This is a genomic window from Anoxybacillus tengchongensis, assembly GCF_014201585.1.
GTDB classification, from domain to species: Bacteria; Bacillota; Bacilli; order Bacillales; family Anoxybacillaceae; genus Anoxybacillus; species Anoxybacillus tengchongensis.
On record NZ_JACHES010000001.1, the window covers coordinates 44,021 to 60,317 of the forward strand.

At 41.9% G+C, this 16,297-nt stretch carries 16 protein-coding genes; all 16 read left to right on the plus strand.

The window, feature by feature from the left end; translation table 11 throughout:
* Positions 1–130 precede the first annotated feature (130 nt).
* The 16 genes from gpr (at position 131) to floA (ending at position 16,295) form a co-directional block, all read left to right on the plus strand.
* Entirely contained in the window at positions 131–1,234 is a 1,104-nt protein-coding gene (gene gpr, locus HNQ82_RS00230; RefSeq protein ID WP_183246171.1) for a GPR endopeptidase, read from the plus strand.
* Between the two features lie 73 nt (positions 1,235–1,307).
* The gene (spoIIP, locus tag HNQ82_RS00235; RefSeq protein WP_183246823.1) at positions 1,308–2,468 is read left to right on the plus strand and encodes a stage II sporulation protein P; all 1,161 of its coding nucleotides are present in this window, start codon (positions 1,308–1,310) and stop codon (positions 2,466–2,468) included.
* 9 nt (positions 2,469–2,477) lie between these two features.
* On the plus strand, positions 2,478–2,783 hold the full coding sequence (locus HNQ82_RS00240) for a YqxA family protein (protein WP_055441024.1): 306 nt from the start codon (positions 2,478–2,480) through the stop codon (positions 2,781–2,783).
* A gap of 94 nt (positions 2,784–2,877) precedes the next feature.
* Positions 2,878–4,704: a translation elongation factor 4 gene (gene lepA / locus HNQ82_RS00245; protein ID WP_183246173.1), complete on the plus strand. Its 1,827-nt coding sequence runs from the start codon at positions 2,878–2,880 to the stop codon at positions 4,702–4,704.
* 47 nt (positions 4,705–4,751) lie between these two features.
* The gene (hemW, locus tag HNQ82_RS00250; protein WP_183246175.1) at positions 4,752–5,894 is read left to right on the plus strand and encodes a radical SAM family heme chaperone HemW; all 1,143 of its coding nucleotides are present in this window, start codon (positions 4,752–4,754) and stop codon (positions 5,892–5,894) included.
* A 77-nt stretch (positions 5,895–5,971) separates the two neighbouring features.
* Positions 5,972–7,006 carry a heat-inducible transcriptional repressor HrcA gene (hrcA, locus tag HNQ82_RS00255; RefSeq protein WP_183246176.1) on the plus strand — a complete coding sequence of 345 codons (1,035 nt, stop codon included), beginning with the start codon at positions 5,972–5,974 and terminating at the stop codon, positions 7,004–7,006.
* 66 nt (positions 7,007–7,072) lie between these two features.
* On the plus strand, positions 7,073–7,651 hold the full coding sequence (grpE, locus tag HNQ82_RS00260) for a nucleotide exchange factor GrpE (RefSeq protein ID WP_183246178.1): 579 nt from the start codon (positions 7,073–7,075) through the stop codon (positions 7,649–7,651).
* A gap of 13 nt (positions 7,652–7,664) precedes the next feature.
* Positions 7,665–9,482 (plus strand): molecular chaperone DnaK, encoded by a 1,818-nt coding sequence (gene dnaK / locus HNQ82_RS00265; RefSeq protein ID WP_183246180.1) that lies wholly within the window; start codon positions 7,665–7,667, stop codon positions 9,480–9,482.
* A 131-nt stretch (positions 9,483–9,613) separates the two neighbouring features.
* A complete protein-coding gene (dnaJ, locus tag HNQ82_RS00270; RefSeq protein WP_055441018.1) occupies positions 9,614–10,735 on the plus strand; it encodes a molecular chaperone DnaJ in 1,122 nt (373 codons plus the stop codon).
* A 23-nt stretch (positions 10,736–10,758) separates the two neighbouring features.
* Complete coding sequence (gene prmA, locus HNQ82_RS00275) at positions 10,759–11,697, plus strand: 50S ribosomal protein L11 methyltransferase (RefSeq protein ID WP_183246182.1); 939 nt, start codon at positions 10,759–10,761, stop codon at positions 11,695–11,697.
* Positions 11,698–11,711: 14 nt separating this feature from the next.
* Positions 11,712–12,461 carry a 16S rRNA (uracil(1498)-N(3))-methyltransferase gene (locus HNQ82_RS00280; RefSeq protein WP_183246185.1) on the plus strand — a complete coding sequence of 250 codons (750 nt, stop codon included), beginning with the start codon at positions 11,712–11,714 and terminating at the stop codon, positions 12,459–12,461.
* A gap of 10 nt (positions 12,462–12,471) precedes the next feature.
* The gene (mtaB, locus tag HNQ82_RS00285) at positions 12,472–13,824 is read left to right on the plus strand and encodes a tRNA (N(6)-L-threonylcarbamoyladenosine(37)-C(2))-methylthiotransferase MtaB (RefSeq protein ID WP_183246187.1); all 1,353 of its coding nucleotides are present in this window, start codon (positions 12,472–12,474) and stop codon (positions 13,822–13,824) included.
* 100 nt (positions 13,825–13,924) lie between these two features.
* Positions 13,925–14,098: a 30S ribosomal protein S21 gene (rpsU, locus tag HNQ82_RS00290; protein ID WP_003393897.1), complete on the plus strand. Its 174-nt coding sequence runs from the start codon at positions 13,925–13,927 to the stop codon at positions 14,096–14,098.
* Between the two features lie 14 nt (positions 14,099–14,112).
* On the plus strand, positions 14,113–14,556 hold the full coding sequence (locus HNQ82_RS00295; protein ID WP_003393899.1) for a GatB/YqeY domain-containing protein: 444 nt from the start codon (positions 14,113–14,115) through the stop codon (positions 14,554–14,556).
* A 90-nt stretch (positions 14,557–14,646) separates the two neighbouring features.
* Complete coding sequence (locus HNQ82_RS00300) at positions 14,647–15,309, plus strand: NfeD family protein (protein ID WP_183246189.1); 663 nt, start codon at positions 14,647–14,649, stop codon at positions 15,307–15,309.
* Positions 15,306–16,295, plus strand: coding sequence for a flotillin-like protein FloA (gene floA, locus HNQ82_RS00305; protein WP_032100093.1), 990 nt, complete (start codon positions 15,306–15,308; stop codon positions 16,293–16,295). Before HNQ82_RS00300 ends, floA begins: the two co-directional genes overlap by 4 nt.
* Positions 16,296–16,297: the final 2 nt, after the last annotated feature.

Below are 16,297 nucleotides of genomic sequence, written 5' to 3' on the forward strand. Positions count from 1 at the left end.
TATTCTACCAAACTGCTCTTAATTATGCAATAGGGCAAATCCGGAAAAGTACGATTGTATGAAAAAGGAGGAAAATGGATAAAACAAATGATAAAAAGTAATGAAAGTGATAAGTGATGGAGGGGATCGCATGATCGATTTACGACCGTATAGTGTACGAACGGATTTAGCGATTGAAGCGCATGAAATAGCGATTGAAGAACGATTGCAAAGCAAGCAGGAAACTTCGCTTGAAGGGGTATTGATTCACGATTGGGAAGAAGATGGTGTTCATTTTTCATTTGTAGAAGTGACGGAAGAAGGCGCAAAAACGTTGGGCAAAAAACAAGGAAAGTATTTAACAATTGAAGCGCAAGGCATTCGAACGCAAGATACTGACTTACAACAAAAAGTAGAAAAACTATTTGCGAAACATTTTCATGCTTTTTTACAGCAGCTTGGTATTCCTCAAGAAGCCAGTTGTCTCGTCGTTGGGTTAGGGAATGCGGAAGTCACCCCTGATGCGCTCGGTCCACTAGCTGTGTCTAACTTATTGGTGACGCGTCATTTATTTCAGTTACAGCCTGAAAGTGTTCAAGACGGATTTCGCTCGGTGAGCGCCCTTGCCCCAGGAGTGATGGGAATGACCGGAATCGAAACGAGCGATGTTATTGCAGGTATCGTAGAAAAAATTAAACCGGATTTTATCGTTGCTATTGATGCATTAGCTGCCCGTTCAATTGAACGAGTAAACGCCACGATTCAAATTTCAGATACAGGTATTCACCCAGGATCAGGAGTAGGAAATAAACGAAAAGAGCTAAGTAAACAAACGTTAGGTATTCCTGTTATTGCTATCGGTGTACCAACTGTTGTTGATGCCGTATCGATTGCAAGCGATACGATTGATTTGTTATTAAAACATCTCGGTCGCGAGATGAAAGAAGGCAATCGCGCAGCGCGCGCGTTGGCCCCAGCTAATCTTGTATTCGGGAAGAAAAAAAAGTTAACGGAAGGAGATTTGCCAAATGAGTCCGATCGTTCTGCTTTTTTAGGCATGGTCGGTATGCTAGATGAAGAAGAAAAGCGGCAATTAATTTATGAAGTGCTTGCTCCGATCGGTCATAATTTAATGGTTACACCAAAAGAAGTGGATGTCTTTATCGAAGAAATGGCGAACATATTGGCGAGCGGGTTGAACGCTGCTTTGCATCATCGGATTGATCAAGAAAACGTTGGGGCATATACGCATTAGTTTTTCGTTCTATCTTTCAAAGCGTTGTCATATTGATAGAGTAGACAAGCTTTGAAAGGGTGAAGTGATGAAAATGATGGTGACCGTTCACGGGGCAAGTATAAAAAAGTGGCTTGTATTTATTTTGTTTACATTTATGGGGACGTTGACAGTTGTCGCTACGATGACAGCGACATCGACATATCGCCTTTCTTCTTCTTCTGTTCATGAAGTGACAAATCGGTTTTCAACGGAATCGCTTGTACACTTGCTCTCTTTTGAAAATGTGTACTTTCGTCACATGTTGCCGAAAGATAAACAACAATGGCCGTATTCTCAATATTTTTTTCAAATGACGACAAGTGTCAACTTGAATGATCCTCGCAGTTTGCTTGGACGGGAACTTCCGGGTTTTTCGTTGTATGATAGTGAAATTATTTTAGCTGGAGAAGGAACGGACTTTACAAACATCCCATACGAATCGCCCCCTCCTTTAGAAGTGCTGCTTGCTGAGCGCGAAGCTGCCCAAGAACAGCTTCAAGAGGAAGAAACGCCACCTGCTCCTGCGCCGTCACAAACGACAGGAGGAAAAAAAGTAGTCTACATTTATCATACACATACACAAGAATCGTATTTGCCAGCGTTAAAAGGAGTTACGAATCCAAACTTTGCCCATCATCCGACTGTGAATGTGACGAAAGTTGGCAAAAAATTAGGAGAAGAGTTAGAAAAGCGTGGCATTGGTGCGGTTGTAGACACGACCGACTTTATAAGCAAATTATTAAAAAGCAATATGGAATATTATCAAGCGTATGATATGTCGCGTAAAACGGTCGTTGAAGCGATGGCGAACAATCGTGACGTGCAATATTTAATTGATATTCACCGTGATTCTCGTCGCCGTAATGATACGACAGTGACGATTAATGGAGTTGATTATGCACGAGTGTCGTTCATTATCGGCGGGGAAAACGCGAAATATGAGAAAAATTTACAGCTCGTAACGAAATTGCATGAGTTGCTTGAAAAAAAATATCCAGGGTTAAGCCGTGGAACGTTCGAGAAAAAAGGGGTCGGCACAAATGGAAAGTTTAATCAAGATTTATCAGAAAACGCCATTTTAATTGAATTTGGTGGTGTGGATAACACGTTTCAAGAATTGTATCGAACGGTGTCAGCTGTTGCTGACGTGTTTAGTGAATATTATTGGCAAGCGGAAAAAGTGAATGCGACACAACCAGCAGAAAAAAAGTAGGTGAGTAAGATGGTGAAATTTACAATTCAAAGTTTACTCATCGCCGTCATTTTTTTAGTCGGGGTATTGCTCGGCATGCAACAAGCAAACGAAGGAATGCGAAAGATGAAAGGGTATAACGATCCATCGCTTGAGCGGGTTGTACACGTATCAAAAGATGAAACGATCGTCCTTGGACAATCCATCGAAGAGAAAAAAGAAAAACTGCAACAAATTGAGGCGTTTAACATGTTTTCAAAGGCAGGTCAAAAGCTAGCCACGCTCGTTCATTCGCTCGTTGAACATATGCTTTCATTTATGCAAAAGGCAGGATAACGATCCGCCTTTTCTTTTTTTGCGTTGAATATTGCAAACGTTGTTGTTATAATCAAAGCTAGCGTATTTCGGAATTTATAGGAGTGGAATATAGATGAATCGTGAAGAAAGATTAAAAAGAAGGGATCGCATTCGTAACTTTTCGATTATTGCACATATCGACCACGGAAAATCTACGCTTGCAGACCGCATTCTTGAAAAGACGGGTGCGCTATCTGAGCGCGAAATGAAAGATCAAGCGCTTGACTCGATGGAGCTAGAGCGTGAGCGCGGTATTACGATTAAATTAAACGCTGTCCAGCTTCATTACAAAGCAAAAGACGGCGAAGATTACATTTTACATTTAATCGACACGCCGGGGCACGTCGATTTTACGTATGAGGTGTCACGCAGTTTAGCGGCGTGTGAAGGTGCGATTTTAGTCGTTGATGCGGCGCAAGGTATTGAAGCACAAACGCTTGCGAACGTATATTTAGCGATTGATAACAATTTAGAAATTTTGCCCGTTATCAATAAAATTGACTTACCAAGTGCAGACCCTGAACGTGTTCGTCAAGAAATTGAAGATGTGATCGGTCTTGATGCATCCGAAGCGGTGTTGGCATCAGCGAAAGTTGGCATTGGGATCGAAGAAATTTTAGAGCAAATCGTTCAAAAAATTCCTGCTCCATCTGGCGACCCAGATGCTCCGCTAAAAGCGCTCATTTTTGACTCGTTGTACGATCCGTATCGTGGGGTTGTCGCATATATTCGCGTCGTCGAAGGAACGGTCAAAGCGGGTCAAAAAATTAAAATGATGGCGACAGGAAAAGAATTTGAAGTTGTTGAGGTCGGCGTATTTACACCGAAAGCGAAAGTTGTAGATGAATTAACGGTCGGTGATGTTGGTTATTTAACGGCTTCGATTAAAAACGTCAGCGATACGCGTGTCGGGGATACGATTACGCATGCGGACAATCCAGCGAGCGAACCGCTTCCAGGGTATCGCCGATTAAATCCGATGGTGTTTTGCGGATTATATCCGATCGATACAGCGCGCTACAACGATTTGCGTGAGGCGTTAGAAAAATTACAATTAAACGATGCAGCGTTGCAGTTTGAGCCGGAAACGTCACAAGCGCTCGGTTTCGGCTTCCGCTGTGGCTTTTTAGGACTTTTGCATATGGAAATTATTCAAGAACGATTAGAGCGCGAATTTAACATTGACATTATTGCAACAGCGCCAAGCGTTGTATATAAAGTATATTTAACAGACGGAACAGAGTTAGCTGTCGATAACCCGTCAAACATGCCAGATCCGCAAAAAATTGAACGTGTGGAAGAGCCGTACGTGCGTGCGACAATTATGGTGCCAAACGATTACGTCGGCCCTGTCATGGAATTATGTCAAAAGAAACGTGGCATTTTCGGAGATATGCAATATTTAGACGAGCGGCGCGTCACATTGACGTATGAATTGCCACTTGCTGAAATTGTGTACGATTTCTTTGACATTTTAAAGTCGAGCACGAAAGGATACGCATCGTTTGACTATGAGTTGATCGGCTATAAGCCGTCTAAGCTCGTCAAAATGGACATTTTATTAAACGGTGAAAAAGTTGACGCTTTATCGTTTATTGTCCATCGCGATTCAGCATACGACCGTGGAAAAGTGATCGTTGAAAAATTAAAAGATTTAATTCCGCGTCAACAGTTTGAAGTGCCTGTTCAAGCAGCCATTGGTAATAAAATTATTGCCCGTTCAACGATTAAAGCATTGCGCAAAAACGTATTAGCGAAATGTTACGGTGGTGACATTTCTCGTAAGCGCAAGTTGCTTGAAAAGCAAAAAGAAGGGAAAAAGCGCATGAAGCAAGTCGGCTCTGTTGAAGTGCCACAAGAAGCGTTTATGGCTGTATTAAAAATGGATGATCAAAAATAAACCGCAGAACGATTCTGCGGTTTTTTATATAGAAAAGGGTGAAACAAGTGATTCAAGCAGCATATATTCATATCCCGTTTTGTACGCACATTTGTCATTATTGTGATTTCAATAAAGTATTTTTACATCAACAACCGGTTGATGCTTATATTGATGCGTTAATCATCGAAATGGAGCGGACGTTTGAACGCTTTCCAACGCCACGATTACAAACGGTATTTATCGGTGGAGGAACGCCGACGTCGCTTAACGCCAAACAACTCGAGCGATTATTGCGCGCGATTCATCGTATAGTTCCACTTGCTTCAAATGTCGAGTTTACCGTTGAAGCGAACCCAGATGGCGTAAGTGACGAACAGTTGCATGTGCTCAAGCAATGGGGCGTGAATCGCCTTAGCTTTGGGGTGCAGACGTTTGACGATGAGCTGTTAACACGCATTGGACGTACGCATACGAAAGAAACAGCGATCGAAACAATCGAACGAGCGCACGAGCTCGGTTTTTATAATATAAATATCGATTTAATGTACGGATTGCCAACACAAACGATCGCTCAACTAAAAGAGACGTTGCACATGACGTTTTCATTGCCGATTCAGCACGTTTCTGCTTACTCGTTAATTATTGAACCGAAAACGGTATTTTACAACTTAATGAAAAAAAGTACGTTGTCGTTACCGAGTCAAGAAGAAGAAGCATATATGTACGAAATTATTATGGAACAAATGGAACAACGTGGGTATAAACAGTACGAACTAAGCAATTATGCACGAAACGGGTTTTATAGCCGTCATAATATGACATATTGGAATAATGAGTATTACTACGGATTTGGTGCAGGAGCGCACAGTTATATGAACGGCGTAAGATATGTAAACGCGGGACCGATTAAAAAATATATCCAACTCATTCAACAAGGCCAACTCCCTTATGTAGATACACATGTTGTGTCAAAAGAGGAGGAAATGGAAGAGCATATGTTTCTCGGTTTGCGAAAAATCGAGGGAATAAATAAAGATGAATTTTTTCAACGTTATGGAAAAACGGTACATGCTGTCTTTAATGAAGCGATTGCGTTGCAAAAACAAAACGGATTACTCGAAGAAACAGATGAAGCTATTTTTCTTACACATCGCGGCAAATTGCTAGGAAATGAAGTATTTCAGTCGTTTCTTGGCGTTTCATCTTGACATGAAAAGTGCAATTTGATACCTTAATAGTAGATTTAGCACTCGCTTTATTAGAGTGCTAACAGAGGTGATAAGCGTTGCTAACAGATCGCCAATTGTTAATTTTAAAAATTATTGTCGATGATTTTATTCGTTCAGGGCAACCGGTTGGTTCGCGGACGTTGTCGAAAAAAGAACAAATTACGTTCAGTTCGGCGACCATTCGTAACGAGATGGCGGATTTAGAAGAACTTGGTTTTATTGAAAAAACACATATTTCCTCTGGTCGCGTTCCGTCTCAAAAAGGATATCGGTATTACGTTGATCATTTGTTGCCACCTTTTCGATTAACACAAAAAGATGTCCAAACGATTCGATCGATTTTTAATGAACAAATATACGAATTAGAGAAGCTCATTCAAAAATCGGCGCAAATTTTATCCGATTTAACAAACTATACAACGGTTGTGCTCGGTCCTTCAGTGAAAGAGCATAAATTAAAAACGATTCAAATCATCCCGCTGAATGCAGAAACAGCTGTTGCGATCATTGTGACGGATACAGGATATGTGGAAAAGCATGTCGTTACACTTCCACCGTCTATTCCGACATCTGATGTTGAAAAAATGGTAAACATTTTAAACGATCGGTTGACGGGTGTGCCTTTAGAAGATTTGACAGATAAAATTCAAACGGAAGTTGCGCATGTTTTGCGTGAACATATCCAAAGCTACGACCACATGTTGCGGATGATTTCTACTCCGTTAGATTTAAACGCGCCTGCACAAATGTTTTTAAGTGGAAAAATGAACATGCTTCGTCAACCGGAATTTAACGACATCGATAAACTTCGTGCTTTATTTAATGTCATTGAACAAGAAAAAGAGTTTTATCGTTTGTTAAGAAAACATAAGCAACAAGGCGTCCAAGTGAAAATTGGCACTGAAAACGACGTGGAAGGAATGGAAAACTGCAGTTTAATTACAGCGACATATTCTGTCGGTGGAGAGAAACTAGGCACAATTGCCGTCCTTGGTCCAACTCGTATGGAATATTCGCGCGTCATTTCGTTGTTGAATCTTGTTGCGACTGACTTATCGAACGTATTAACGATGTGGTATCAAAAAGATTAGCGATGTCAATATTATGGATGGGGAATTTCCCCATCCGCTTTTCAAGTGTTTGAGGGAGGTGAGAAGATGGAGAAAGAACAGCGTACATATGATGAAACGGCTGAACAACACGAAGACATACAAACTGAGCAACAACAAGATGAGCAAATGCAAAGTGGAGAAACAAAAGAAGAAAAAGACGAGTTAGCACTTGCTTATGAAAAAATTGCGCAACTCGAAGCAAAGTTAGCAGAAACAGAAAATCGTTTCCTTCGTTTACATGCTGATTTTGATAATTATCGTCGCCGTGTACGTTTAGATATGGAAGCTGCTGAAAAATATCGTGCGCAAAGCTTAGTTGCTGACTTGTTGCCGATTTTAGATAACTTTGAACGCGCATTACAAGTGCAAGTAGAAGATGAGAAAGCAAAATCGCTCTTACAAGGAATGGAAATGGTTTACCGCGCGTTAATTGAAGCGCTGAAAAAAGAAGGTGTCGAAGTGATTGAATCGGTTGGAAAACCGTTCGATCCGCATGTGCATCAAGCAGTCATGCAAGTCGACGATCAAAACTATGAACCAAATACAGTTGTTGAAGAGTTTCAAAAAGGCTATAAACTAAAAGATCGTGTCATTCGTCCGGCAATGGTCAAAGTAAATCAATAAGGAGGGATTATGTATGAGCAAAATTATCGGTATTGACTTAGGTACAACAAACTCTTGCGTTGCGGTATTAGAAGGCGGTGAGCCAAAAGTTATTCCAAACCCAGAAGGAGGTCGCACGACACCATCTGTCGTTGCGTTTAAAAATGGTGAGCGTTTAGTTGGTGAAGTCGCAAAACGTCAAGCGATCACAAACCCAAACACAATCATTTCAATTAAACGCCATATGGGTACAGACTATAAAGTACAAATCGAGGGAAAAGAATATACACCTCAACAAATTTCTGCGATGATTTTACAATACTTAAAATCATATGCAGAAGCATATTTAGGTGAACCTGTGACACGTGCGGTCATTACCGTTCCAGCTTACTTTAACGATGCGCAACGTCAAGCGACAAAAGATGCGGGTCGCATCGCTGGCTTAGAAGTCGAGCGTATCATTAACGAGCCGACAGCGGCAGCATTAGCATACGGATTAGATAAAATGGATGAAGATCAAACGATTCTCGTCTACGACCTTGGTGGCGGTACGTTTGACGTATCGATTCTTGAATTAGGCGATGGCGTATTTGAAGTAAAAGCAACGGCAGGTGACAACCACCTTGGCGGTGACGACTTTGACCAAGTCATTATTGATTATTTAGTAGAAGAGTTCAAAAAAGAACATGGCATCGATTTATCGAAAGACAAAATGGCATTACAACGTTTAAAAGATGCAGCAGAAAAAGCGAAAAAAGAACTTTCTGGCGTCATGCAAACGCAAATTTCGTTGCCGTTTATTAGCGCGAACGAAAACGGTCCGCTTCACCTAGAAATGACGTTAACGCGCGCAAAATTTGAAGAATTGTCTGCTCACTTAGTTGAACGTACGATGGAACCTGTTCGCCAAGCGTTAAAAGACGCGGGATTAACTCCTGCGGATATCGACAAAGTCATTCTTGTCGGTGGTTCAACGCGCATCCCTGCCGTTCAAGAAGCGATTAAAAAAGAAATCGGAAAAGAGCCGCATAAAGGAGTAAACCCAGATGAAGTCGTTGCAATTGGTGCTGCGATCCAAGGTGGAGTTATTGCTGGTGACGTGAAAGACGTCGTATTATTAGACGTAACACCTCTTTCGCTCGGTATCGAAACGATGGGTGGCGTCTTTACAAAATTAATTGAGCGCAATACGACGATTCCGACAAGCAAATCGCAAATTTTTACAACGGCAGCGGACAATCAAACAGCGGTGGACATTCACGTTTTACAAGGGGAACGCCCAATGGCTGCCGACAACAAAACGCTCGGTCGCTTCCAATTAACGGACATTCCACCAGCTCCGCGCGGTGTGCCGCAAATTGAAGTGACGTTCGATATTGACGCGAACGGTATTGTGCACGTACGTGCGAAAGACTTAGGTACAAATAAAGAACAATCAATTACAATTAAATCTTCGTCTGGTCTTTCTGAAGAAGAAATTCAACGCATGATTAAAGAAGCGGAAGAAAATGCAGAAGCAGACCGGAAGCGAAAAGAAGAAGTTGAACTTCGCAACGAAGCAGATCATCTCATGTTTACAACAGAAAAAACATTAAAAGAATTAGAAGGAAAAGTAGACGAAGCCGATGTGAAAAAAGCGCAAGAAGCAAAAGATGCGTTGAAAGCAGCGCTTGAAGGAAAAGATATCGAGGACATTCGTGCGAAGAAAAATGCGCTTCAAGAAGTTGTACAACAGCTTTCAATTAAGTTATATGAGCAAGCAGCTAAGCAAGCGCAAGCTCAACAAAGCGAAGGCAAAAAAGACGATAACGTCGTGGATGCCGAATTTGAAGAAGTGAAAGAAGATAAGTAAACAAACAAAAAGTCAAAGTCAGGCCTGCCTTGGCTTTGACTTTTTTGCTATGGAAATATCAAATATATTGCGTAATAAGATGAGACAATGATAAAATTACGTTCATGTGAACGAGTCGGGAGTGGGTGATCATGAGTAAACGAGACTATTATGAAGTGCTCGGTGTAAGTAAAAACGCAACAAAGGAAGAAATTAAAAAAGCATATCGGAAGTTATCAAAACAGTATCATCCAGATATTAATAAAGCACCCGATGCAGCAGAAAAGTTTAAAGAAATTAAAGAAGCATACGAAGTGTTAAGTGACGATCAAAAGCGTGCTCACTACGATCAGTTTGGTCATACAGATCCGAACCAGCAGTTTGGTGGATTTGGCGGTGCTGATTTTGATTTTGGTGGGTTTGGTGGCTTCGAAGATATTTTCAGTAGCTTTTTTGGCGGTGGGCGCCGACGTGATCCGAACGCCCCACGTGCAGGGGCAGACTTGCAATATACGATGCGCTTGACGTTTGAAGAAGCGGTATTCGGAAAAGAAACAAATATTGAAATTCCACGTGAAGAAACGTGCGATACATGCCAAGGTTCTGGTGCGAAGCCGGGAACGAAAAAAGAAACGTGCGCACATTGTCACGGTACAGGGCAATTAACGATTGAACAAGCAACGCCATTTGGGCGCATCGTCAATCGACGTGTTTGTCATCATTGCGGCGGAACAGGGCAATGGATTAAAGAAAAATGTACAACATGTCATGGAACAGGTCGTGTGAAAAAACGGAAAAAAATTCATGTGAAAATTCCTGCTGGTGTCGACGATGGCCAGCAATTGCGTTTAGCAGGTCAAGGTGAACCAGGAATAAACGGAGGACCACCTGGGGACTTATATATCGTTTTCCACGTTGAACCGCATGAATTTTTCGAACGCGATGGCGATGACATTTATTGTGAAATGCCAATTACATTTACGCAAGCGGCGCTCGGTGCAGATATCGAAGTGCCGACGTTGTATGGAAAAGTAAAGTTGAAAATTCCAGCTGGTACGCAAACAGGTACAAAATTCCGTTTAAAAGGAAAAGGAGTGCCGAATGTGCATGGGTACGGAAAAGGAGATCAACATATTCGCGTGCGTGTCGTCACGCCAACGAAATTAACGGAACGTCAAAAACAATTATTGCGTGAATTTGAACAACTCAGTCAAGGGAATGGCCAAGAAGACAGCTTTTTTGCAAAAGTGAAGCGGGCATTTAAAGGGGAGTAACGTGAAGGAGGAGTTGGTAGATCATGAAATGGTCAGAAATAAGCATTCATACAACACACGAAGCGGTTGAGGCGATTTCGAATATTTTACATGAAGCAGGTGCAGGTGGCGTTGTCATTGAAGATCCATTTGAACTAACGAAAGAGCGTGAAACGACTTACGGGGAAATCTACCAACTCAATCCTGACGATTACCCCGAAGAAGGCGTCATTATTAAAGCATATTTACCAGTGAATAGTTTTTTAGGTGAAACTGTCGAAGAAATTAAACAAGCAATTAACAACTTAATGTTATATAACATTGATATCGGGCGAAATAAAATTACGATCAGTGAAGTGAATGAAGAAGAATGGGCGACGGCATGGAAAAAATATTACAATCCGGTGAAAATTTCTGAACGCTTCACGATCGTTCCGACATGGGAAACGTATGAACCGGTTTCAAGCGATGAATTAATTATTGAGCTAGATCCGGGCATGGCGTTTGGCACAGGGACGCATCCAACAACAGTCATGTGTATTCAAGCGCTTGAAAAAACGGTTAAAGAAGGAGATACAGTCGTTGATGTCGGTACGGGATCAGGCATTTTAAGCATTGCTGCTGCGATGCTAGGTGCCAAACGTGTCCATGCGCTCGATTTAGATCCGGTTGCGGTAGAAAGTGCCAAATTAAACGTGAAGTTAAATAAAGTACATGATGTCGTCACCGTTTCGCAAAACAATTTACTTGATCGAATCGATGAACAAGCAGATGTCATCGTCGCCAACATTTTAGCTGAAATTATCCTTCGTTTTGTCGATGATGCGTATCGTTTGTTGCGCTCAGGTGGCGTATTTATTACATCAGGTATTATTCAAACGAAAAAACAAGAAGTGAAGGAAGGGCTTCTTCGCGCTGGTTTTACAATTGAAGAAACGTTAACGATGGAAGACTGGGTTGCGTTTATTGCAAAAAAACAATAAAAAGGGTGTTCGTGTTGCAACGATATTTTGTACGTAACGAGCAAATCGTTGGCGATCACGTTATGATTTATGGCGATGACGTCCATCATATCGGACGGGTGATGCGCATGAATGAAGGTGATCGCCTTCTTTGTTGTAATGAACGTAGTGAAACGATGCTTTGTGAGATCGAACAAATTTCCAATGATTTTGTGCGATGCCGTATTATACAATGGATAGAGGCAAACGTTGAACTTCCTGTACACGTATATGTCGCAAGTGGATTGTTAAAAGGAGATAAATACGAACTCGTCTTACAGAAAGGGACAGAGCTCGGGGCGAAAGGATTTCTTCCACTCATAACTTCTCGTTCGATCGTGAAATGGGACGAGAAAAAGGGCGATAAAAAAGTGGAGCGTTGGCAAAAAATTGTGAAAGAAGCAGCGGAACAATCGCATAGAGCCTATATGCCATCTGTTTATGCTCCGATGACAGTTCATGAACTCATCTCATGGGCGCACGATGTCGATTATAAATGTATTGCATATGAAGAAGAGGCGAAAGAAGGAAACCATCGTTCGTTTGCTCGTCTTCTTCAGACGATGAACGACGGGAACTCTCTCCTCATCGTTTTTGGACCAGAGGGCGGACTATCCGAGCAAGAAGTTGCGCTATTAAAAGACCATGGGTTTGTCGCGTGTAGTCTTGGACCGCGTATTTTACGGGCAGAGACGGCGCCGTTATACGCATTATCAGCAGTATCTTATGAATGGGAACTTAAGTGAGGTGATATACATGCCAACGGTTGCATTTCATACGTTAGGATGCAAAGTGAATCATTACGAAACAGAAGCGATTTGGCAGTTGTTTAAACAAGCAGGATATGAGCGAAAAGATTTTGAAAGCCACGCCGATGTATACGTTATTAATACGTGTACAGTAACGAATACAGGGGATAAAAAAAGTCGCCAAGTCATTCGTCGTGCGGTGCGCCGTAATCCTGATGCGGTCGTCTGTGTAACAGGCTGTTATGCCCAAACGTCTCCTGCGGAAGTTATGGCAATTCCAGGCGTTGATATTGTCATCGGTACACAAGATCGCGGTAAAATTTTAGAGTACATTGAACAGTTTAAACAACAACGCCAGCCGATTAACGGTGTGCGCAATATTATGAAAACACGCGTATATGAAGAGCTTGATGTGCCTGCGTTTACGGATCGAACACGTGCATCGCTGAAAATTCAAGAAGGATGCAATAACTTTTGTACGTTTTGTATTATTCCATGGGCGCGTGGCTTAATGCGATCACGCGATCCGAAAGAAGTCATTCGTCAGGCGCAACAACTCGTTGATGCAGGCTATAAGGAAATTGTGTTAACGGGCATTCATACAGGCGGATATGGAGAAGATATGAAAGATTACAATTTCGCCATGTTGTTGCGCGATATCGATGAGCAAGTGAAAGGATTGAAACGATTACGTATTTCATCGATTGAAGCGAGCCAAATTACAGATGACGTCATCGCCGTATTAAAACAGTCTGATAAAATTGTTCGTCATTTACACATTCCGTTGCAATCTGGTTCAAATACGGTGTTAAAGCGAATGCGTCGCAAATATACGACGGAATTTTTTGCGGAGAGACTGGCACGTTTACGCGAAGTATTTCCAGACTTAGCTGTTACATCGGATGTGATCGTCGGCTTCCCGGGTGAGACGGAAGAAGAATTTATGGAGACATACGAATTTATTCGCGAGCAACGCTTCTCCGAACTGCACGTCTTTCCATACTCGAAGCGGACAGGCACACCAGCAGCAAGAATGCCAGATCAAGTTGACGAAGAAATAAAAAATGAGCGCGTTCATCGCTTAATTGCGCTTTCCGATCAATTAGCGAAAGAGTATGCATCAAAGTTTGAAGGACAAGTGCTTGAAGTCATTCCAGAAGAGCTTTATAAAGAAGATCCAACGAGCGGCTTATATGTCGGCTATACGGATAACTATTTAAAAGTGAAATTCCCAGCAACAGAAGACATGGTAGGTAAGCTTGTGAAAGTGAAAATGACAAAAGCAGGCTACCCATATAACGAAGGGGAATTTGTTCGCGTCATCGATGATGCCCATGAAGCCATTCGGTTAAGCTCATAAAAAGAAGTTGACTTATGAACTTGGTTATATTATACTTTGAAAGTACATGTTCTAACATGTGCCAAGGATTAGCGGTTTTGTTCGGAGGGAGGGAAGTAGGATGTCGAAAACGATCGTTCGTAAAAACGAGTCGCTTGAAGATGCTCTTCGTCGCTTCAAACGTGCGGTTTCCAAAACAGGTACGTTACAAGAAGCAAGAAAGCGCGAATTCTATGAAAAGCCAAGCGTAAGACGCAAGAAAAAGTCTGAAGCGGCTAGAAAGCGCAAATATTAAAAGAGGGTGTATTTATGAGTCTTCTCGAACGTTTGAACAATGATATGAAGCAAGCGATGAAAAACAAAGAGAAGGACAAATTATCGGTCATTCGCATGGTGAAATCCGCTTTACAAAATGAAGCGATTAAACTTGGCAAAACGTTGACCGAGGATGAAGAATTAACCGTACTTTCTCGCGAATTAAAACAGCGTAAAGACTCCCTCCAAGAATTTGAAAAAGCTGGTCGCACAGACCTTGTTGATAAAGTCAAGGAAGAGATTACGGTTCTTGAACTTTACATGCCGAAGCAGTTGAGCGAAGAAGAGCTTGTGCAAATCGTAAAAGAAACGATTGCCGAGGTAGGCGCTTCCTCAAAAGCGGATATGGGTAAAGTGATGGGAGCGATCATGCCGAAAGTGAAAGGAAAAGCAGACGGCTCGCTCGTAAACAAACTTGTTCAACAACATTTGAGTTAAAACACCTTACGACATCGTAAGGTGTTTTTCTGTTTTTGAAACTTTTTTTCTTTTCATACGTACATATAAAAGGTGAAGGGAGGAAAAACGATGGGCGATTTCATTATTGCTTTTACGCATCCGTTTCTTGCTGCTCTCTTACTCATCGTTGGCAGCGTGCTGTTTGTTTGGCAGCTATACGATGCGCGTTGGGGATGGAAGGGAACGGGAAGCCTCGTTTGCTTTTTGCTTTTTTTCTCAGCGCATTTAGCGGCTGGTTTAACAACTTTTGGAGCGATCATGTTATTTGCTATTGGTCTTATTTTGTTAGTCATTGAGTTGTTTGTTCCGGGTGGGGTAATTGGCTTGCTTGGGCTCGGGACGCTTGTTTGGAGTTTATTTTTAGCCGCCAAACATTCCCCTTTTATCACTGTTTCTTTAGCCGTAGCTGTCGTTAGTGCGCTCATGATGGGATTGTGGTTAAGTCGAGTCAGTAAAAAGAAGATGATGCTTTTCGAGAAAATCGTGCTTACTGATGAACAGCGAAATGAAAAAGGGTATGTTTCTCACGAAGCGCGTGTTGATTTAATTGGAAAGCGTGGAGTGTCGCTTACTGTCTTGCGACCAGCGGGAACAGCACTCATTGATGAAGAACGTGTAGATGTCGTCACAGAAGGAGAATATATAGAGCGAAATCGCCCGATTGAAGTCGTTTATGTCGATGGGTTAAAAATTGTTGTTCGTGAATGGAAAAAAGAGGAGGAGATCATATGACACCAGATCAATTTTTGTTCATTATTGCACTTGCTTTAGGGCTTGTGTTGTTAGCTGTGTTTTTCTCGTTCGTTCCAGTTATGCTTTGGATTTCAGCTATTGCTTCCGGCGTTCCAATTAGCATTTTTACGCTTATTGGTATGCGATTACGTCGCGTCATTCCATCGCGCGTTATTAATCCGTTAATCAAGGCGAAAAAAGCAGGATTAGATGTAACGATTAATCAGTTGGAAAGCCATTATTTAGCAGGAGGAAATGTCGACCGCGTCGTTAATGCTTTAATTGCTGCACAACGCGCCAATATTAATTTAACGTTTGAACGTTGTGCTGCCATTGATTTAGCAGGACGAAATGTACTAGAAGCTGTCCAAATGAGCGTGAATCCAAAAGTCATTGAAACGCCATTTATTTCGGGTGTCGCAATGGATGGTATTGAAGTGAAGGCGAAAGCGCGTATTACTGTACGAGCAAATATTGATCGATTAGTGGGTGGAGCAGGGGAAGAGACGATTATCGCACGTGTAGGTGAAGGTATTGTATCAACAATCGGCTCTCAAGACGATCATAAAAAAGTGCTTGAAAACCCAGATATGATTTCTCAAACGGTATTGGCTAAAGGATTAGACTCAGGAACAGCGTTTGAAATTTTATCGATTGATATTGCGGACATTGATATCGGAAAAAATATCGGTGCAGAATTGCAAACAGATCAAGCAGAGGCAGATAAGAAAATTGCGCAAGCGAAAGCAGAAGAACGTCGTGCAATGGCCGTTGCGCTTGAACAAGAAATGAAAGCACGCGTGCAAGAAATGCAGGCAAAAGTTATTGAAGCAGAGGCACAAGTGCCACTTGCGATGGCGGAAGCCCTTCGTTCTGGCAAGCTCGGTGTGATGGATTACATGAACTTAAAAAACATTATGGCGGATACGAATATGCGCGATTCGATTGGGAAACTCACGCAACAACCAGATGATGAGAAAAAGTGAGG